The organism is Pseudomonas syringae group sp. J309-1, assembly GCF_032582135.1.
GTDB lineage: Bacteria > Pseudomonadota > Gammaproteobacteria > Pseudomonadales > Pseudomonadaceae > Aquipseudomonas > Aquipseudomonas quasicaspiana.
Genome location: NZ_JAWHNU010000007.1, coordinates 63,450 through 82,699 on the forward strand (window position 1 = coordinate 63,450; position 19,250 = coordinate 82,699).

The 19,250-nt window shown below is 57.0% G+C and carries 21 protein-coding genes and 1 pseudogene; 11 read left to right on the top strand and 11 right to left on the bottom strand.

What is annotated here, in order from left to right:
* The 3 genes from livM to RX972_RS05995 are packed head-to-tail and all read left to right on the top strand — an operon-like array spanning position 1 to position 2,866.
* On the top strand, positions 1 to 1,281 hold the full coding sequence (livM, locus tag RX972_RS05985; RefSeq protein ID WP_122708727.1) for a high-affinity branched-chain amino acid ABC transporter permease LivM: 1,281 nt from the start codon (positions 1 to 3) through the stop codon (positions 1,279 to 1,281).
* Positions 1,278 to 2,153: an ABC transporter ATP-binding protein gene (locus tag RX972_RS05990; protein WP_122396117.1), complete on the top strand. Its 876-nt coding sequence runs from the start codon at positions 1,278 to 1,280 to the stop codon at positions 2,151 to 2,153. Before livM ends, RX972_RS05990 begins: the two co-directional genes overlap by 4 nt.
* On the top strand, positions 2,150 to 2,866 hold the full coding sequence (locus RX972_RS05995; RefSeq protein WP_255884163.1) for an ABC transporter ATP-binding protein: 717 nt from the start codon (positions 2,150 to 2,152) through the stop codon (positions 2,864 to 2,866). The genes RX972_RS05990 and RX972_RS05995 overlap by 4 nt, the downstream gene beginning before the upstream one ends.
* Positions 2,867 to 3,064: 198 nt before the next feature.
* Here the strand turns inward: RX972_RS05995 and RX972_RS06000 are convergent, their stop codons facing one another.
* Positions 3,065 to 3,544, bottom strand: coding sequence for an Lrp/AsnC family transcriptional regulator (locus tag RX972_RS06000; RefSeq protein ID WP_231677813.1), 480 nt, complete (start codon positions 3,542 to 3,544; stop codon positions 3,065 to 3,067).
* A gap of 194 nt (positions 3,545 to 3,738) precedes the next feature.
* On the opposite strand from RX972_RS06000, the gene RX972_RS06005 reads away from it, so the two are divergent.
* Entirely contained in the window at positions 3,739 to 4,755 is a 1,017-nt protein-coding gene (locus RX972_RS06005; protein WP_027899734.1) for a 1-aminocyclopropane-1-carboxylate deaminase, read from the top strand.
* 207 nt (positions 4,756 to 4,962) lie between these two features.
* Here the strand turns inward: RX972_RS06005 and RX972_RS06010 are convergent, their stop codons facing one another.
* On the bottom strand, positions 4,963 to 5,430 hold the full coding sequence (locus tag RX972_RS06010) for a transketolase (protein WP_099267797.1): 468 nt from the start codon (positions 5,428 to 5,430) through the stop codon (positions 4,963 to 4,965).
* 230 nt (positions 5,431 to 5,660) lie between these two features.
* Between RX972_RS06010 and RX972_RS06015 the strand changes: the two genes are divergently transcribed.
* Positions 5,661 to 6,140, top strand: coding sequence for an Lrp/AsnC family transcriptional regulator (locus tag RX972_RS06015; RefSeq protein WP_122808473.1), 480 nt, complete (start codon positions 5,661 to 5,663; stop codon positions 6,138 to 6,140).
* 703 nt (positions 6,141 to 6,843) lie between these two features.
* Positions 6,844 to 7,608, top strand: a complete 765-nt coding sequence (locus RX972_RS06020; RefSeq protein WP_316873331.1) for an SDR family oxidoreductase — start codon at positions 6,844 to 6,846, stop codon at positions 7,606 to 7,608.
* A gap of 176 nt (positions 7,609 to 7,784) precedes the next feature.
* Here RX972_RS06020 and RX972_RS06025 read toward each other — a convergent pair whose 3' ends face one another.
* From RX972_RS06025 to RX972_RS06055, 7 genes are all read right to left on the bottom strand, one after another.
* A complete protein-coding gene (locus RX972_RS06025; RefSeq protein WP_316873333.1) occupies positions 7,785 to 8,927 on the bottom strand; it encodes an AGE family epimerase/isomerase in 1,143 nt (380 codons plus the stop codon).
* A gap of 405 nt (positions 8,928 to 9,332) precedes the next feature.
* Positions 9,333 to 9,905 carry a HupE/UreJ family protein gene (locus RX972_RS06030; RefSeq protein ID WP_316873335.1) on the bottom strand — a complete coding sequence of 191 codons (573 nt, stop codon included), beginning with the start codon at positions 9,903 to 9,905 and terminating at the stop codon, positions 9,333 to 9,335.
* Between the two features lie 26 nt (positions 9,906 to 9,931).
* Positions 9,932 to 10,549 carry an urease accessory protein UreG gene (gene ureG / locus RX972_RS06035; protein ID WP_027902252.1) on the bottom strand — a complete coding sequence of 206 codons (618 nt, stop codon included), beginning with the start codon at positions 10,547 to 10,549 and terminating at the stop codon, positions 9,932 to 9,934.
* Positions 10,550 to 10,607: 58 nt separating this feature from the next.
* Entirely contained in the window at positions 10,608 to 11,282 is a 675-nt protein-coding gene (locus RX972_RS06040; RefSeq protein WP_099267800.1) for an urease accessory protein UreF, read from the bottom strand.
* On the bottom strand, positions 11,279 to 11,779 hold the full coding sequence (gene ureE / locus RX972_RS06045; protein ID WP_099267801.1) for an urease accessory protein UreE: 501 nt from the start codon (positions 11,777 to 11,779) through the stop codon (positions 11,279 to 11,281). Before ureE ends, RX972_RS06040 begins: the two co-directional genes overlap by 4 nt.
* Positions 11,780 to 11,947: 168 nt before the next feature.
* Positions 11,948 to 12,580, bottom strand: a complete 633-nt coding sequence (locus RX972_RS06050; protein ID WP_231677185.1) for a TetR family transcriptional regulator — start codon at positions 12,578 to 12,580, stop codon at positions 11,948 to 11,950.
* A 289-nt stretch (positions 12,581 to 12,869) separates the two neighbouring features.
* The gene (locus RX972_RS06055; RefSeq protein ID WP_161628615.1) at positions 12,870 to 13,043 is read right to left on the bottom strand and encodes a hypothetical protein; all 174 of its coding nucleotides are present in this window, start codon (positions 13,041 to 13,043) and stop codon (positions 12,870 to 12,872) included.
* 299 nt (positions 13,044 to 13,342) lie between these two features.
* Between RX972_RS06055 and RX972_RS06060 the strand changes: the two genes are divergently transcribed.
* Positions 13,343 to 15,412 carry an AsmA family protein gene (locus tag RX972_RS06060; protein WP_316873340.1) on the top strand — a complete coding sequence of 690 codons (2,070 nt, stop codon included), beginning with the start codon at positions 13,343 to 13,345 and terminating at the stop codon, positions 15,410 to 15,412.
* A gap of 282 nt (positions 15,413 to 15,694) precedes the next feature.
* On the opposite strand, the gene RX972_RS06065 is transcribed toward RX972_RS06060, so the two are convergent.
* Complete coding sequence (locus RX972_RS06065) at positions 15,695 to 16,228, bottom strand: bacterioferritin (protein WP_231677158.1); 534 nt, start codon at positions 16,226 to 16,228, stop codon at positions 15,695 to 15,697.
* A gap of 389 nt (positions 16,229 to 16,617) precedes the next feature.
* Positions 16,618 to 16,956, bottom strand: coding sequence for an osmotically-inducible lipoprotein OsmE (gene osmE, locus RX972_RS06070; protein ID WP_027902910.1), 339 nt, complete (start codon positions 16,954 to 16,956; stop codon positions 16,618 to 16,620).
* A gap of 191 nt (positions 16,957 to 17,147) precedes the next feature.
* Between osmE and RX972_RS06075 the strand changes: the two are divergent.
* The 4 genes and pseudogenes from RX972_RS06075 to RX972_RS06090 form a co-directional block, all read left to right on the top strand.
* Positions 17,148 to 17,308: pseudogene (locus tag RX972_RS06075) on the top strand (triacylglycerol lipase); the annotation flags it as partial.
* 58 nt (positions 17,309 to 17,366) lie between these two features.
* On the top strand, positions 17,367 to 17,624 hold the full coding sequence (locus RX972_RS06080) for a hypothetical protein (RefSeq protein WP_027902911.1): 258 nt from the start codon (positions 17,367 to 17,369) through the stop codon (positions 17,622 to 17,624).
* Between the two features lie 91 nt (positions 17,625 to 17,715).
* On the top strand, positions 17,716 to 18,000 hold the full coding sequence (locus RX972_RS06085; RefSeq protein ID WP_231677159.1) for a PsiF family protein: 285 nt from the start codon (positions 17,716 to 17,718) through the stop codon (positions 17,998 to 18,000).
* A gap of 191 nt (positions 18,001 to 18,191) precedes the next feature.
* Positions 18,192 to 19,202, top strand: a complete 1,011-nt coding sequence (locus tag RX972_RS06090; protein WP_231677160.1) for an AI-2E family transporter — start codon at positions 18,192 to 18,194, stop codon at positions 19,200 to 19,202.
* The last annotated feature ends 48 nt before the right edge of the window (positions 19,203 to 19,250 follow it).

A 19,250-nucleotide genomic window follows, 5' to 3' on the forward strand; every position in this document is an offset into this window, starting at 1 on the left:
ATGTCTGCTCCTAAAAAACCCATCAGTATCAAGAAAAGTCTTATCGACGCGGTATTTGCCGGTTTGCTGGCTTTGGTCGTGTTCGGACCCGTTGTCGGCGTCGTGCTCGACGGTTACAGCTTCAACCTGCATCCAACGCGTGTAGCCTGGCTGGTAGGGATTGTCATGTTCGGCCGCTTTATCTTGAGCTTGTTGCTGCAAACGCCTAAAGGCATTGCTATCGGCGAGAGTTTTGAGAGTGCTGGCTCTGGCGTGCACGTGCAGTCACCTGATCACAGGAGCAAGTTGATCTGGGTGATCCCGCTGATGGCTGTGATTGCCGTGATCTTTCCGGCGTTTGCCAACAACTACATTCTCGGGATCGTCATCCTCGGGCTTATCTACGTATTGTTGGGCCTGGGCCTGAACATCGTGGTCGGTCTGGCCGGCCTGCTTGACCTGGGGTATGTGGCGTTCTACGCCATCGGCGCTTATGGTCTGGCCTTGGGCTACCAATATCTGGGCTTGGGTTTCTGGTCGGCGTTGCCGCTTGCGGCCATCGCCGCGGCGCTGGCAGGCTGCATACTCGGTTTCCCTGTATTGCGCATGCACGGTGATTACCTAGCGATCGTGACTCTTGGTTTTGGCGAAATCATTCGTCTGGTTCTGACCAACTGGCTGTCGTTCACCGGTGGCCCGAACGGAGTAGCGGTTCCGTCTCCAACTTTCTTTGGACTGGAGTTTGGCCGTCGCGCGCGAGATGGCGGGATACCTATCCATGAATACTTCGGGTTCGAGTACAACGGCAACCTCAAATTCATCTTCATCTATGCGGTGCTGGTTCTAGTCGTACTTGCGGTGCTTTACATCAAGCACCGCTTGACCCGTATGCCGATTGGTCGTGCCTGGGAAGCGTTGCGTGAGGACGAAATCGCCTGCCGCTCCATGGGCCTGAACCATGTCTTGGTCAAGCTCTCAGCATTCACTATAGGTGCATCAACTGCGGGCCTGGCTGGTGTGTTCTTTGCCAGTCAGCAAGGCTTCATCAACCCGACTTCGTTCACCTTCATTGAGTCGGCCTTGATTTTGGCCATTGTTGTGCTCGGTGGTATGGGTTCGACGATAGGCGTGGTGATCGCCGCATTTGTATTGACCATTACTCCGGAGTTGTTACGTAGCTTCGCCGAATACCGTGTATTGCTGTTGGGGATCTTGATGGTGCTGATGATGATCTGGCGGCCACGAGGCCTAATCCGTATTGCTCGCACCGGGGTCACTCCACGCAAGGGGGTTGCGCCATGAGCAACGACATCGTTCTTTCGGTTGAGCACCTGATGATGCACTTTGGCGGCATCAAGGCGCTCAGCGACGTCAGCATTCAAGTGCGACGCAATTCTATTTTTGCCCTGATCGGCCCCAACGGCGCGGGCAAAACCACGGTATTCAACTGCCTGACCGGTTTCTATAAAGCCACTGGCGGTCGCATCGAATTACACACCCGCGGTACGACCACCAACGTGATCAAACTGCTGGGGGAGCCGTTCAAGGGCACAGACTTTGTCTCGCCGAAAAGCTTCCTCAGTCGCGTCTACTACAAGATGTTTGGCGGCACGCATCTGGTTAACCGGGCAGGGCTGGCGAGGACCTTCCAGAACATTCGTCTGTTCAAGGAAATGTCGGTGCTGGAAAACCTGCTGGTCGCTCAGCACATGTGGGTCAACCGCAGCCTGTTGGCGGGCATTTTCAATACAAAGGGTTATCGCGAGGCAGAAGAGGTCGCCATCAATACGGCGTTCTACTGGCTGGAAGTGGTGGACCTGGTGGATTGTGCTAACCGTCTGGCGGGCGAGCTTTCCTATGGCCAGCAACGCCGTCTGGAGATCGCCCGTGCCATGTGCACCCGGCCGCAGGTGATTTGCCTGGATGAACCGGCTGCGGGCCTCAACCCGCAGGAAACCGAAGCGCTGAGCGGCATGATCCGTCTGCTGCGTGATGAACATGACATGACCATTGTGCTGATCGAGCACGATATGGGCATGGTCATGGGGATTTCCGACGATATTGTGGTGCTCGACCATGGCAACGTCATTGCCACTGGCGGGCCTGAACAGATTCGCAACGATCCGAAAGTGATTGCGGCGTATCTGGGCGCTGATGAAGAGGAACTGGTATGAGTACGCCGATCCTCGAAATGAAAGAGATCGATGTTTTTTACGGGCCGATTCAGGCCTTGAAGAAAGTCTCGTTGCACATCAATGAAGGCGAAACCGTCAGCCTGATCGGTTCCAACGGCGCGGGTAAATCCACGCTGCTGATGTCGATCTTCGGCCAGCCGCGGGCGGCCAATGGGCAGATTATTTACCAGGGCACCGACATCACCCAGAAGTCGTCGCACTACATCGCGTCCAACGGCATTGCGCAGTCGCCGGAAGGGCGTCGGGTGTTCCCCGACATGTCAGTCGAGGAGAACCTGATGATGGGCACTATCCCGATTGGCGACAAACATTCGGCTGAAGACATGCAGCGCATGTTCGAACTGTTTCCGCGCCTCAAGGAGCGTCGTAATCAGCGCGCCATGACCATGTCCGGTGGCGAGCAGCAAATGCTCGCCATTGCACGGGCGTTGATGAGTCGCCCGAAGTTGCTGCTGCTTGATGAGCCAAGCCTCGGCCTGGCACCGATCATCGTCAAACAGATCTTTGCCACCCTGCGCGAACTGGCTGCTACCGGCATGACCATTTTCCTGGTCGAGCAAAACGCCAACCATGCGCTGAAACTGTCGGACCGGGCTTATGTCATGGTCAACGGCGAGATTCGTCTGAGCGGCACCGGGCAGGAGTTGCTGGTTAATGAAGAGGTGCGCAACGCTTATCTGGGTGGGCATTGACCAGATGGCATGATGCAAATTGTTGGATTGAAATGCATTTTCTGTAGGAGCTGCCGAAGGCTGCGAAGCATTTCTCCTGATACACCGCTATCGCAGCCTTCGGCAGCTCCTACAGGTCGTGGGTTTGCCGCGAGACAGCGCGGTGTCATGCACACCGGGGCCACTCCTAAAGGAACAAGGGTGCCTCTCAAGCTCAATTCACAACGGAATCATCGTCGTCGACAACACCGAACGCAGACCCATGAATGAGCGGATCTGGCGCACGCCCGGCAGGTAAAGCAACTGTTCGGCGTGCAGTCGGTTGAAGCTTTGACTGTCCCGGGTGCGCAGCATCATCAGGTAGTCGAATTCCCCCGTCACCACATGCAGCTCCATGCAGCCGGAGATTTTCTGCGCCGCGGTCTCGAAGGCCGAGAATGATTCCGGGGTCGAACGATCCAGCACCACGCCAATAATCACCACCATCCCCGCATCCAGTGCTTCGTAATCCAGCACCGCAACAATCTTCTTGATCAGCCCTGCCTGCTTCAGCCGCTCAACCCGTCGCAAGCACGCCGGGGCGCTTAGCTTGACCTTCTCCGCCAGCGCGACGTTAGAGATTGAAGCGTCTCTTTGCAGGGCTTTGAGGATGGCCCGGTCAATTCGGTCGGTACTGCTGGCGTCTGTGTTGGTGGTCATTTCAGTGGCGGTCTTTTATTGCGTGATTAAAATAATCCTAACAACTTTATTAGGCTAAATCCTTAAAGGATTAATAAAGCGCCAAAAATAGCCTTAAGTTTGCAACCCGTTTTTTTGCGTGTTTCCTTAACATTGAGTCCATCGCAAGCACTGCAGAACGTGCCTGGATACTCTCAATATCAAGGAGCCCTGTTATGAATCTGAGCAAATTCAAGCGCTACCCTCTGACGTTTGGTCCTTCGCCCATCACGCCTCTTAAACGACTCAGTGCGCACCTGGGTGGCAAGGTCGATTTGTACGCCAAGCGTGAAGACTGCAACAGCGGTCTGGCCTTCGGCGGCAACAAGACCCGTAAGCTGGAATACCTGATTCCCGAAGCGTTGGAGCAGGGCTGCGACACGCTGGTTTCCATTGGTGGTATTCAATCCAACCAAACCCGTCAGGTAGCTGCCGTAGCTGCGCATCTGGGCATGAAGTGCGTGCTGGTGCAGGAGAACTGGGTCAACTATTCCGATGCGGTGTATGACCGGGTCGGCAATATCGAGATGTCGCGAATCATGGGCGCTGATGTGCGTCTGGATGCGGCCGGCTTCGACATCGGTATCCGTCCGAGCTGGGAGAAAGCCATGTCGGACGTTGAGGAAAGCGGCGGCAAGCCTTTCCCGATTCCTGCTGGCTGCTCTGAGCATCCTTACGGCGGCCTGGGTTTTGTCGGCTTTGCCGAAGAAGTTCGCGAGCAGGAAAAAGAGCTGGGCTTCAAGTTTGATTACATCGTGGTTTGTTCCGTCACTGGCAGCACCCACGCGGGCATGCTGGTGGGCTTTGCAGCGGATGGCCGTGCGCGTCGGGTGATCGGTATTGATGCGTCGGCCAAGCCGGAAAAGACCAAGGCGCAGGTGCTGCGTATCGCCCAAAACACCGCGAAGCTCGTGGAGCTTGGGCAGGACATCACCGAGGACGACGTGATCCTCGATACGCGTTTTGCCTATCCGGAATATGGTCTGCCGAACGAAGGGACGCTGGAGGCGATTCGCCTGTGCGCGCGTACCGAAGGCGTGCTGACCGATCCCGTGTACGAAGGCAAGTCGATGCACGGCATGATCGAGATGGTCCGCAACGGCGAATTCCCGGAAGGCTCGAAAGTGCTCTACGCCCACCTGGGCGGCGTGCCTGCGTTGAGTGCTTACAGCTTCATCTTCCGTAATGGTTGATAGGTTGGCTCCATAGCTGAATTGGAATGCTGCTTCCTTTGTGGGAGCAGAGCTTGCTCGCGATTAGGCTGGACGCGGTTCACTTAATCCCGAGTCGCCCTTATCGCGGGCAAGCCCGGCTCCCACAGGGTCTGCGTTCATCTTTAGACCCAGTTGCCCTCATCGTTGGATTGCCAAACCGAGCACCCACATAGGTGTGACGTCCAATCAAACCCCAATAAACCGCTCTTCCAGAATGCTCTTCGCCAATGTGCTGACCTTTGCCAGAATCTCCTCAACCTGCTGATCCATGGCTTCTGCTGAAAAATCTGATTCCCCAAGCCTGACCACATGCAATTTGTGGCCGCATACCGAGCCTAGCCAGGTGAGTTGCGGCGAAGGGCTTTCTTCGATATCCAGCAAATAACAGCCTTTGGACACCGAGCGCAGCAGTTGGCTGGCATGGCAGCGTGTGTCCAGATTGAGAGCGGCTTGACTCGATTCTGCCCGTAGCCAGTCTTCTAGAAACTCGTTGGGCTCTCTGACATGCAGATAACCGACCTGGTCCCAATCATCTATCGCACTGCGCAAACGCTCGCTGATGTAGCCCGGCAATCCGGCACGCGTAACGATCACTACGCCGACTTCCGGGGAGGGGGTTTTGACCCAGACAGCAGATTCCGATATCCCAAGCATGACGGCGCTCCTGGCGGCTTGAAGGTGCACGTTTTCTGAGTTCTAAACTACTGAAAGTCCAGCGGGGTTTCCTACGTATTAACGCCCTTGAATCGGAAGGTCGTCCGCTTCGCAATGGCTGTGCGGATGAATGTTCACGCTCAGGCATTTTTCGCGGGTCGTTGTTCATATACCGGCACGATTTGCGCATGACTGCCGGTCTGCCCATTCATTCAAGGAGGTCACGGACGATGAAAGAGCCGCCTCAAACGCCTGAAGTGACGGTGCAGGAGCGCAAGATCCTGCGGGCGCTGCAGATCGATGGCCGTATCAGCAACGCAGACCTCGCCAGAAAGGTCGGGCTGAGTACCACCGCATGCTGGAACCACACGCGACGGCTATACGCAAACGGCATCATTAAAAGCGTGCGCGCCCAGATCGACCCCAATGCAGTGCAGCAAGGCACCGTCGTGCTCATCGGTGTAGTGCTTGACCGCTCGACACCCGAGAGCTTCGCCACCTTCGAAGCGGCTGCCCGTGAACTGCCACAAGTGCTGGAATGCTGGCTGGTTGCAGGGGATGTGGATTACTTCATGAAAATCAGGGTTCGGGATTTACCAGCGTTCAATCACTTGCATAACACCCGGATTATTGCGCTGCCCGGCGTACGTCAGGTCCGGACTTTTTTCGTACTGAATGAGGTGAAGTCCGACGGCTTGCTGTTGATCTGATGACCGCCCTCAAACATCGCTTGCCGAATTGTGGAAAACAATTTTGAAGAGCCGCCAAACCGCGACATAAAGCCGCTGCAAATGCTTGTTTTGTCACGCTTTTGACTTGTTCAGGTTTACTGTGGAACTGCCTGTGAATAACGTGGGAGCACTTAGCTGAAGCCCTTGTTTTATAAGGCTTGTAGAGTGATGGTTAAAATTTGATCAGCGCTTTTCGAGCTTGCTCGGCGTGCATTTGTCAACGCTTTGGGGGCTGGTTTTTCATACAGGTATTTCATTTGCTTTGCCTGTGGATAAGTCTGTGGGCAAGCATTGGAAATAGTTCGCAAACCGGCAGCGGATATGGCCTGAAGCAATGACAAGGGGATTTCGGCGCGGCGGATGTTTCATTGCCATTACACGAGGAGAGAATGAGGTCAAGGGAAAAACCACTTTGGCTCTCCTTCAGGCCCCGCAATCCGGGGCCTTTGATGAAAAGAGTTGCCCACGGATATTGTGGGCCTGACTGTGGATAACGTGGGTAAAACCCCGTTTGACCCCGGCTACGCCTGGTCCTGCAGTATCTGGTTGTTTTTTGTACAAAAAGTGCATTGTTTTATCCACAGACTTGCTCCCGACCTCTCTGGGCGGGCATTCTGCTGGGCTTGTTTATTTATCGTTATTAACCGGTCTGCACTCAGGTGCGGCACATCAGGAGAATGAAATGACTTCCACTGTGTTCATTACTGGCGCTACTTCCGGGTTTGGCGAAGCCTGTGCCCGTCGCTTCGCACAAGCCGGCTGGTCGCTGGTGCTGACCGGCCGCCGTGAAGAGCGTCTCAATGCCCTCAGCGCTGAACTGTCCACGCAGACCAAAGTGCATACGCTGGTGCTGGACGTGCGCGACCGCGCTGCCATGGAAGCTGCCATTGAAAGCCTGCCAGCCGAGTTCGCAACCATCCAGGGTTTGATCAACAACGCCGGTCTGGCTCTGGGCATCGATCCTGCGCCCAAGTGCAGCCTGGATGACTGGGACACCATGATCGACACCAACATCAAGGGTCTGGTCTACAGCACCCGCCTGTTGCTCTCGCGCCTGATTGCTCATGGTCGCGGTGCAAGCATCGTAAACGTGGGTTCGGTGGCGGGTAACTATCCTTACCCGGGCGGCAACGTTTACGGCGGGACCAAGGCCTTCGTCGGCCAGTTCTCGCTCAACCTGCGCAACGATTTGATCGGCACTGGCGTGCGGGTTACCAACCTTGAGCCAGGCCTGTGTGAAAGCGAATTCTCGCTGGTGCGCTTCGGTGGTGATCAGAGCAAGTACGACGCGACGTACGCAGGCGCAGAAGCGATCCAGCCGCAGGATATCGCAGAGACCATCTTCTGGATCATGAACGCCCCGGCGCACGTGAATATCAACAGCCTGGAATTGATGCCGGTCAGCCAGACCTGGGCAGGCTTCGCGGTTGATCGTAATCGCGGTTGATTCAAGAGGTGTGCAGGAGCCAGATTGTTGGCTCCTGTCAAACAAAGCCGGTCCGTCAGTTGCAACGTATTCTTGTAGGAGCTGCCGAAGGCTGCGAAGCATTTATCCTGACATACCGTGATCGCAGCCTTCGGCAGCTCCTACAGGTCATCTGTTTGATGCGCGACAGCGTGGTGTCAGCGATAGCTCTGGAAATACCTGGCCAACCCGATATAACACGTCGCCAGGTGATAGGGCGTGGTCGATGGCATGTCGCTGCGGCTGACCTGACCATTGGCGTCCAGGCACTCGTTCCAGCCGCTGGCATGCAGGAATCGCTTCTGCAGTGCCAATAACTGTTTACCCAGCGCCGCTTCGCTGCCGGGCCGTAAAGTCAGCGCCCGCAAATACTCGGCCTGTGCCCAGATGCGCTGGGTGCCATCCTGAATATGTCCATCGCTGGTCAGCGCGGCCGCTACGGCGCCTGTTTTCGCATCCACCCCTTGGGCTTCGGCATGGATAAACGCCGTGCTCAGTGACTGATGCAGCGCGCTACCGCGCAAGTGCGGCGACGACTCCAGCAGGAAGTACCATTCAAACTGATGGCCGGGCTCGTACCAGTTATCCACAGCGGCCAGCGGTTTCTCAAGCATCACCCCGTGTTCGCTGTCCACGAAGCGCCGTTGCATGGCGGCTGCCAATTCGTTCAGGGTCGCCAGTGTCGCCTCGTCGTCACGTACCTCGACGGTAGCCATGAGCGCTTCAGCCAGGTGCATCAACGGGTTCTGCAACGGCCCGCTGCCCAGCGTTGTCCAGTTCTCATCAAGCACCGCTTCATACAGCCCGTCATCATCGGCAAATTGCTCTGCGACGACATCCAGCGCTGCATTGAGCACTGACTCGACCAAGGGCTCGCGAACCCTGGACCAATAGTGTGCGCAAGCGAAGATGATAAAAGCGTGGGTGTAGAGATCCTTGCGACGGTCCAGTGGCGCGCCCTGCGGGTCGATGCTGTAGAACCAGCCACCGTGCTCGGCGTCATGGAAGTGCCGTTGCAGTGAGCGAAACAGCGCGGCTGCACGGGTGGCAGCTTCGGGCACCGCTGGATCATCGATCAGGCTGGAAAACAGGAACAACTGTCGCGCACAGGCCATGGCGCGATAACGCTGCGGTGGCAGTGGCTGGTGTTGCGCATCGACCGCTTCATACGGCAGCACCAGCTGTGCATTCCAGCCAGGACCAAGCCAGACCGGCACGATGGTTTGCAGGAAGTGCGCCTGAACGCTGGCGAATACGGCGTTCAGGTCAGGCTGAAGGGCGGAGCAGGAAACATCTGGCATCGGCAGGCGTCACAGCAGGGGCGAATTGCGCGACATGGTAGCAGCTAGTACCAGACTGTAGGAGTCGTCCCGAGGATCAGGCAGTTCACGACAACCTCTGCTGGAATGCTATCCCTGTGGGAGTGGTCCCGGTATCCCTGACACCGCGCTGTCGCGCAGCAAACGGGTGACCTGTAGGAGCCAACTTGTTGGCGAGACGTCGGACCCGCATCGTCAGAAATTCCGCTTCGCCAACAAGTTAGCTCCTACAAGGTCCGCGTTTCAAATCCATTATTGGAGTGATGTTTGATAGGAGCCGGGCTTGCCCGCGATAAGGCTGGACACGATCTAAAGTGCATCGCATCCAGCCTTATCGCGGGCAAGCCCGGCTCCCACAGGGAGCGCGTCTAATTCAACAGTGCAGTATCAAGCAGCCAGCAACCAAACACCCGCAGCTGCCGAGGCAGCACCGGCAATCCGCACCAATGGCGCAGCCGCAGTCGGCAGGTAGCGCACAACGGCATAACCAGCAGCGTGCAGGGCAGCAGTGGCGACTACGAAGCCGATGGCGTAGGCCGCCGGGCTGGACATGTCTGGCAGCTCAAGGCCGTGGGCAACACCGTGGAACAAAGCGAACAGCGCTGTGGCGCCTACGGCCATGAACAGCGGTGGACGAATCGCCAGTGCAACGGCCAGACCCAACGCCAGCACCGAAGCCGCGATACCGCTTTCCAGCGCAGGCAGGTTCAGGCCTTCGAAGCCCAGCAAGCCACCGATCAGCATGGTGCCGACGAAGGTGGAAGGCAGGGCCCAGCGCGCAGCGCCTTTTTGTTGAGCGGCCCACAGGCCTACGGCCAACATGGCCAGCAAGTGATCCAGGCCACCAATCGGGTGGCTGATACCGGCAACGAGGCCGTTGTCGCCATGTCCAGGGTGAGCGAAGGCCAGCGCTGGAACCAGCAGCAGAGCAAGGGTGCCGAGGGCTTGTTTGTAGTTCATGCAAAGCTTCCTTGAGGGAGTGAAAATCAGGCCGCGTTGGTCAGCAGACCCTGGCGTTCGATGAAGGCGATGATCTGTTCCAGACCCTGGCCGGTTTTCTGGTTACTGAACACGAACGGCTTTTCGCCGCGCATCTTCTTCGTGTCGCGGTCCATCATTTCCAGGGACGCGCCCACCAGCGGTGCCAGATCGATTTTGTTGATCACCAGCAGGTCGGATTTGCAGATGCCAGGGCCGCCTTTGCGTGGCAGCTTGTCGCCCGCTGAGACGTCGATCACGTAGATGGTCAGGTCCGAGAGTTCAGGGCTGAAGGTGGCGGACAGGTTGTCGCCGCCTGACTCGACGATGATCAGGTCAAGGCCTTCAAAGCGACGGTTCAACTGGTCGACTGCTTCCAGGTTGATAGAAGCATCTTCGCGAATGGCCGTGTGCGGGCAGCCGCCGGTTTCCACACCAATAATGCGTTCCGGTGCCAAGGCTTCGTTGCGCACCAGGAAGTCAGCGTCTTCGCGGGTATAAATATCGTTGGTGACCACTGCGAGGTTGTAACGCTCACGCAGGGCCAGACACAGCGCCAGCGTCAGGGCTGTCTTGCCTGATCCGACCGGACCACCGATGCCGACACGCAGAGGTTGGCTGTTCATTGAGTTCTCCGTTGAGCTCTGGTTCTTGAGCTCTGTTAGTCATTTGCCAGGTAGAAGATCAGGACCGAAACAGCCGGCTGTATTGACGCTCATGGGCCATGCTCGCCAATGACAGACCGAAAGCGGCACTGCCAATATGTTGTGGATCAAGGTCTGTCGCATGCTGTTGGGCTTGCTGCAGCAACGGCAGCAACTCGCTGGTCAGGCGCTGCGCAGCCTGTTGACCCAGCGGCAGGGTTTTCATCAGGACTGCGAGCTGGTTTTCCAGCCAGCTCCACAACCAGGCAGCCAGAGCGTCCTGCGGGCTGATCTGCCAGGCACGAGCAGCCAAGGCCCAACCCAGTGCGAGATGTGGCTCCTCGGTTTGCGCCAGAAACTCCCGCGCAGGGCGATCAAGCTCTGGCAGCCCGATGAGTAGCTGTTTCAGGGAATAGCCCATTTGCCGACTTTCCAGATTCAGCTCGCGGGTTTCCCGACTGGCGCGATGTTCGTCGCTCAACTGCAGCAACTGGCACCAGTTTTCTTCTGCCGCTGCAACACAATGAGCGAGCAGCAGCGGAGCCTCGAAGCGGGCGAGGTTGAGCAGCAACTGGTCGCCGATCCAGCGTGACGCGCTGGCTGGATCAACCACCCGTTGGTTTTCCACCGCCATTTCCAGGCCTTGGGAGTAGCTGTAGCCGCCAATCGGTAATTGCGGACTGGCCAGGCGCAGCAGCGCCCAGGCGCTGTTCATATACGCACGCCAAACTGGTGCAGTTTCGGCGGGTAGTTGAAATCTTCCTCGCCTGCCCGTGAGTGGTGGTGGCCGCCACCATAGGCACCGGTTTCCGGGGAGAAGGGCGCTTCAATCGATTCCGTCGTTGCGCCCAACTGATCGAGCATCGCCTTGAGCACATAGTCGTCGAGCAGGCGCAGCCAGCCGTCCCCTACTTGCAGCGCAACGTGACGGTTGCCCAGATGGTAAGCGGCGCGGGTCAGTTCGAAGGTGCTGCTGCAGGTGACGTGCATCAATTGTTCGGGACGGGCGCAGACACGGACGATACGGCCGTCTTCGGCCTTTAGAAACTCACCATCGTGCAGCGGTTGCTGACCGCGCTCCAGAAAGAGGCCAACGTCTTCACCGTCGGCACTGTAGCAACGCAGGCGGCTTTTGCTGCGCGCCTCGAAATTCAAATGCAGCTCGGCGGCCCATTCGGTTTGAGAGTCGATTCTTTTGTGAATCACCAGCATCGGAAGGCATCCAGCTAATTGCGATGCTTCAAGACAGAGCAAGGGGCTTGCCAACAGTGCAGGTTGTAGGAAAAAGCCGACGGAAAAGGTGGGAATGAAACGCCGGTCGAGATATTTCGCACCCAAACAGTGCTATTCGTTTGGAGTGCACCAATTTGAGTCGACTGGCTATTCCGCGCTGGGCAGTCCGCGCCAATGTTTGGCACCACTGAAGATGAAACGCAGTTGGTGAGTGATCTTGGCCTGAGGCTTCAAGTGTACGGGCAGCGCATCGCTTGGTGGGTCGATCAGTTCAGGGAGCATGGCGAACACGCTTTTCACGACCAGGTCTGCAAGGATCGACAGCGATGCAGCGTCCAGATGCTGCCATTTAGGCATGGTACCCAAATCTGTCGCGAGGTCGGCACTGATGCCATCACGAAGTGCGCAGAGCGCTTGCCGCACCTGCCGGGAGCCGCCGTATTGCTCGCGGGCCAGAAACAGGAATTGCGCACGTTTGGCTGATACCACTTCGAGAAAGATACGAACCGATGCTTCGATCAGGCCGCCCATGACAAACTCGTTGTGACGCACCAGACGCAGGGTTTCGCGAAATGTCTGACCGACCTCGCTGACCAAAGCGAGACCCAACTGATCCATATCGTCGAAGTGGCGATAGAACCCCGTCGGCACGATGCCCGCGGTGCGCGCCACTTCCCGAAGGCTCAGGCTGCCGAAGCCGCGTCCGCTTTCCATGAGGGTGTGGGCGGCGTTGAGCAGCGCATGGCGGGTCTGTTGTTTCTGTTCGGCGCGGGGCAGCATGACGGTAGACAAATCCGGGATGACAGGCAGCACTTTAGCAAATGCGCTTTGGATGCGTCGAAGGGGTTTTAGCCTGGGGCGGTTGATCGGTCTCCCGCAGGCGCTGCTATCTCGTCTACAGCCGCTGCTGTCGCGCGGTAAACACAGGATCTGTAGGAGCGCGCTTGCCCGCGATAGCGTCAGTGCAGCTGACATGTTTATCGACTGACATACCGTTTCGCGGGCAAGCGCGCTCCTACAGGTTTAAAAGCATTCCAAATATATTGTCTGGATGGGAGATTTTCAGTTTCTAAACCCGCTGATACTGCTTGATCAACTGCGCATGGCCATCCTGCGCAATCGTCTCGTGCAGGGTCTGCATGCCCATCTTCACTTCAGCACTGGGTTCGCGCTCGGGCGCTGGTACGGCCCAGACGTTAGCGGCCAAAAAGGAAAAGGTCAGGGCGAGCCATACGCGTTTCATGATATTCGCTCCTCTCAAGAGCTTGCGGGGTGATGTATGGCAGCGATATTACGCCCGGCCTGTCGATAGAGAAGTTCGTATTCCTGATGGTGAAAATCATCGATATTGATTGATCCTCCAGCCCTTGCTGGCTGTGGCTTGCAGGCGTGGCTTCATATTTCCTCACATAGAAGCTTGGGTTTTAAGCCCTATGCTGTAATTTGCACATCCGATCAAACCCTCAGGTTTTTTGTAAGTCGAAGCTTAAAGTCGACTGCAACAGGCCTGGGCCGGTCTGTTGTTATCTGGAGAGTCATGCAATGACGCGCAGCCGTAAAATTTTTGCCTGGACCGGTGCCATTCTGTTGTTGGTACTGGCTGTATTGGTCGTTGTGATCGCCACGTTTGACTGGAACCGAATCAAGCCAACGCTCAACGAAAAAGTCAGTGAAGCGCTGCATCGTCCCTTCGCGATCAATGGCAACCTTGCGGTTATCTGGGAACGTGAACCTGAGGAGGGCGGCTGGCGTGCATGGGTACCATGGCCGCGTTTCGTGGCTGAGGACTTGAGCCTGGGTAACCCGGAGTGGTCGAAAACGCCGCAGATGGTCACCCTCAAGCGCGTCGAATTCCGCCTCTCGCCGTTGCCATTGATCGTGCAGCACGTTGTGATCCCGCGGATTGACCTGACCGGCCCGGATGCAAAACTTGAGCGCCTGGCTGATGGCCGCGCCAACTGGACGTTCGATTTGCCCAAATCTGACCCGAATGCTGAACCTTCCAGCTGGGTGCTGGACATCGGCGCCATCAAGTTCGACAAGGGTCTGGTGAGCTTCAACGATCAGACCCTTAACACTCAGGTGGACCTGGTGATCGACCCGCTGGGCAAGCCCATTCCATTCGGCGATATCGTCGGCAGTGGAGACGCAAAGAAAGCTGAGGAGAAGGGCGTCAGGCCGCAGGATTATGCGTTTGGTGTGACGTTCAAAGGCCAATATAAAGGCCAGAAGCTTAACGGCAGCGGTAAGCTCGGCGGGCTGCTGGCGCTCAAGGATGCTGCTCAGCCATTCCCGGTTCAAGTCGATGCTCACGTCGGTGACACCCACGCGGCTATTGCGGGCACAGTGACCGATCCGCAGAACCTGGGCGCGCTGGATCTGCGCCTCAAGTTGTCAGGCAGCAGTCTGAGCAACCTCTATCCGTTGACGGGTGTGACACTGCCGGATTCGCCTGCTTATTCCACGGACGGTCGACTGATCGCCAAAATCCATGACCCGGCGGGCGCCAACTTCCGCTACGAAGGCTTCAACGGCAAGATCGGCAACAGCGACATTCATGGCGACCTGGGTTTTGTCGCCAGTCAGCCAAGGCCGAAACTCACCGGCACACTGGTTTCCAATCAATTGCTGTTTACCGACCTGGCACCTTTGATCGGCGCGGACTCCAATGCCGCTCAGAAAAAACGCGGCGGGGAGAGCAAGCAGCCAACGGGCAAGGTGCTGCCTGTGGAAGAGTTCCAGACTGACCGCTGGCGGGCCATGGACGCCGATGTCGAGTTCACCGGCAAGCGCATCGTGCAAAGCCCGGACCTGCCGTTCTCTGACCTTTATACCCACGTCGTGTTGAACGACGGGCAACTGAGCCTGCAACCGCTGCGATTCGGCGTTGCGGGCGGCAAGCTCGACGCCGACATTCGTCTTGATGGTCGCAGCAAACCGATGCAGGGCAGGGCGAAGCTTTCTGCGCGCAACCTCAAGCTCAAGCAGCTGTTCCCGACCTTTGAACCAATGAAAACCAGCTTTGGTGAACTGGCGGGTGATGCCGACATCAGCGGCAAGGGCAACTCGGTTGCGGCGTTGCTGGGCACTTCCAATGGTGACTTGAAGATGCTGGTCAACGACGGCGCGATCAGCCGCAGTCTGATGGAAATCGCCGGGCTCAACGTTGGTAATTATGTGGTGGGCAAGTTGTTCGGCGATCAGGACGTGAAGATTAACTGCGCAGCGTCTGACGTGGGCATCAAGGACGGTCTGGCGACGCCTCGTCTGTTTGTGTTCGATACCGAGAACGCGATTATCTTTATCGATGGCACGGCCAACCTTAAAACCGAGCAACTGGATTTGAGCGTCAAGCCTGAGTCGAAAGGCTTCCGCGTATTCTCGTTGCGGTCTCCTCTTTATGTGCGCGGGCCGTTCGCCAAACCGAATGCGGGCGTGCAGTCCGGGCCGTTGCTGTTGCGCGGAGCGGGGATGGTACTACTGGGTGCCGCAATCGGACCGGCTGCTGGTTTGCTCGCCCTTGTTGCGCCTAGCAGTGGTGAGGAGCCCAACCAGTGCGCGCCCTTGCTGGAGCAGATGAGATCGGGCAAAGCGCCGAAGACGGTGCAATAAAATACCGCGCTCCCACAGGGTCTCAGCAACTCCAGGGTCGGCCGGGCGGACATCGGGGCATGCGCTAAATCCTCCGTCAGAAATACCGCGCTCGTGTCTATTTTGTGGGAGCAGAGCTTGCTCGCGATATTGGCGACGGGGTTTCAAAGCCGTACCGCGTCATCGTTCTTCGCGGGCAAGCCTCGCTCCAACAGGATCTCTGCCAGTCCTACAGTTCTTCGCATTGGCAGGCACAAAAAAGCCAGGACTCAGTCCTGGCTTTTTTGCATCACGACTCACCGATCACAGGTCGTTGAGAATATCCGCCATGTCGTCGGCGTGTTCTTCTTCCTGAGCCAGGATGGTTTCGAAGATACGGCGAGTCGTCGGGTCATCTTCGCCGATGTATTTGATGATTTCGCTGTAGCTGTCGATGGCGATACGTTCAGCCACCAGGTCTTCGTAGACCATCTCCTTCAGCGTCGTGCCTGCCACGTACTGGGCGTGGGAATTCTTCGACAGCAGGTCAGGGTTGAATTCCGGCTCGCCACCCAGTTGCACAATGCGCTCGGCCAGTAGATCAGCGTGTTCGGCTTCCTGCTGCGCGTGCTCAAGAAACTCGGCAGCGGCGACGCTGGCCTTGAGGCCGGTCGCCATATAGTAGTGGCGCTTGTAACGCAGCACGCACACCAGCTCGGTAGCCAGCGATTCGTTCAGCAGGCGCAGTACCGTTTCGCGGTCAGCGCTATAGCCTTCAGTGACAGCGCCGTTCTCGACGTTCTGGCGCGCACGTGCGCGCAGGGTGCTTACATCCGACAATTGTTGGTCGTGGTTCATGGTTTATCTCCAAAGCTAATCCGGTATCCGTCTCGCTCTTGATGCGCCAATCCTCTACAGCATTGAGTGGCGCCCGGCATGATCGGTAACAGGTGTGAGTGCTCGGCTTCGGGAAAAGTTTTATTCTTTTGCATCATTGGTTGATGAACAAAATATTAGGAAACGACTGTTACACGCCGCGGTCCCAACCTTGAGACGAAAATATATGGAGATACACAATGCTCAAGTTCCTCGGCAGCACCATCGGCATCATCTTCCTGATCGGCCTGATTGTGGTCATCGCCCTGTTCAAGCTGGTGTTCTAAGCGCGAACGACTGCACATGTAAAAGCGCCGCCCAATAAAAAGCCCGATGCATATGCATCGGGCTTTTGCGTATCAACGACCCGCTTACATGGCGCGTTCGTTGGCTTCGCGTTGCTCGCAGGTCATGAAACCCTTGTTATCCACGCGACCGTTGGCGTTGAAGCTGACGTGATAGACCTGCTCGTGGCCGTCTTTATTCATCACGTAGTTGTTGCAAACACCCGGGTGCACCTTGCGCTGTACGCGAGTAGACGGCGTGCCGCCGATGGTCAGCACTTGCTGCTCGGTCATGCCGTCTTCAACTTGCTTGACCAGCGGCTCGTTGCGATAGGTCACGTAATCCACCGGGTTCTGCACGGTGGTGTTGGCGCAACCGCTGACTGCGGCGATAACGAAAGCTGCTGCGAGGCTCTTCTTGATCATGAAATACCACTCCAATGACAGAGCCATTGTTGGCCCGTTGCAGCTTGGAGCTGCGAAGGTTCGCAAGAGTTCGATTATTTGATGGCCTTTGAATACTACGTACGTCGCACGGTGATTTCGTTACCTGACAGTCAGGCATCTGACTGCAATCGTAACCGCCCGTAGGGCAGCAGCCTGACTTGATGAAAGTTGCTCGCACGTTCACGAAAGGGCGCGGTCAATGTGATGGCATGGTCAGGAGATTCAGTTCTCACCTGGGTGCAGTCATCGGTGATGACTACCCCCGACCACCGTAAACCCTGTGAAATTGTTTGTTGAGCACGCCGCGCGCCTCAAGGCTGCGGGCCTTTAGCTATCCCAGCTGTTGTTCGTAGTTTGCCGCCCGGTCGGGTCGGCATTGGAGTGATGCAATGAGCGATAAAGAACACTACGCAATCGAGTACACCCTGGCGGGCGAGCACCACGTGGACGTGATCGAGAATCTTGATGTACCGATCATCGACGTAGTTCACGAGCTGGCACAGAAGCATCACGTCGTACTGGATGACGACGTGCAGAGTTTTATCGCCGTGGATGAGGCAACGGCCCACGCATCGGGTATCACCGATGTGTCGATTCACAGCATCGAAGAAGAGGAACTGCGACTCGACACGCGCAACGTCGGGTAGGTCTGAACTGAGCGGGTCGCGCCGCATATTCCTTGGCTACACTCCAAAGCAGGCCACGCTGGTCGGCATGGCCACTGTGGAGTGGATAACCATGAAAATGCTGCGCGTCCCTGTGTTGTTGGTGAGTCTGTTGATGTGTGCCCAGAGTTATGCGGCCACTGCGCAACAGAACAAGATGACCACCTGTAATGCCGATGCTTCAGCTCAGTCCTTGAAAGGCGATGAGCGCAAGACGTTCATGAGCACCTGCCTTAAAGCGTCACCACCGCAAACCCAGCAACAAAAGATGACCAGTTGTAACGCAACGGCTACGACTGAGGCGCTCAAGGGCGATGCTCGTAAGGCTTTTATGAGCGATTGTCTCAAGAAGAAATAATTTTCCAGTGAGGGCTCAGGCGCTGGAAAACGTGCCGTTCAGCGTCCTGAAACCTTTAATTCCGGCGTCTGGTGCAGGTGGCTTATTCATCGGTCTGTAGGTCGTTTCCGATGGGGTCGTCTGATCACTGGTCCTTAGCTCAGAACGCTGGCAGACTGCCTGCCTCTTAGCGCCGTTCGTCTTGAGGCTATATGCCAACGTTTTCCTCGCGACAAGTGTTGTTGGCCAGCTGGATTCTGATATTCGGCGGTCTGTTGATGGTTCTGCCGTTCAAACTGCTGCCGAGTCTGTTGGCCGGGTTGCTGGTCTATGAGCTCGTCAACATGCTGACGCCCAAGCTGCAAAGGCTGATCGCCGGGGAGCGTGCCCGCTGGGTCGCGGTGGCGTTGCTTGGGACGCTCGTGGTCAGTGTGCTGGCGTTGATCTTCGCCGGAGCCTTCAGCTTCGTGCTGCATGAGGCGGAAAACCCCGGCGCGTCGCTGGATAAATTCATGATCCTCGTGGATCGCGCTCGCGGTCAGCTTCCGCCGTTCATCGACGCTTATTTACCGGCCAGCGCTGCCGAGTTCCGGATATCGCTGGGCGAATGGATACAGAAGCACGTTGGTGAACTGCAGCTGATTGGTAAAGGCGCGGCGCATATGTTTGTCACCATGCTGATCGGCATGGTGCTGGGCGCAATCATTGCCTTGCAGCGCATTTCCGACGTGCACACCCGCAAGCCGCTGGCGGCTGCGCTGTTTGACCGTCTGAGCCTGTTGAGCAAAGCGTTCCGCAACATCGTTTTCGCCCAGATCAAAATCTCGCTGCTGAACACCGCGTTCACGTCGGTGTTTCTGGTCATCGTGCTGCCGTTGTGCGGTATTCACCTGCCGTTGACCAAAACCCTGATCATCATGACCTTCCTGCTCGGCTTGTTGCCGGTAGTGGGTAACCTGATGTCCAACACGTTGATCTTCATCGTCGGCATGTCGATTTCAATCTGGGTGGCGCTGGCGGCGCTGGGTTACCTGATCGTGATCCACAAGGTTGAGTACTTCCTGAATGCCAGGATCGTTGGCGGGCAAATCAATGCCAAGTCGTGGGAGTTGCTGCTGGCGATGCTGATTTTCGAAGCCGCGTTCGGCCTGCCAGGGGTTGTGGCCGGGCCGATTTACTACGCGTACCTGAAGAGCGAGTTGCAGCGGGAAGGGTTGGTGTAAGAGAGCAGCTGCAAGCTTTAAGCTTCAAGCTTCAAGAGGCGCACGGCC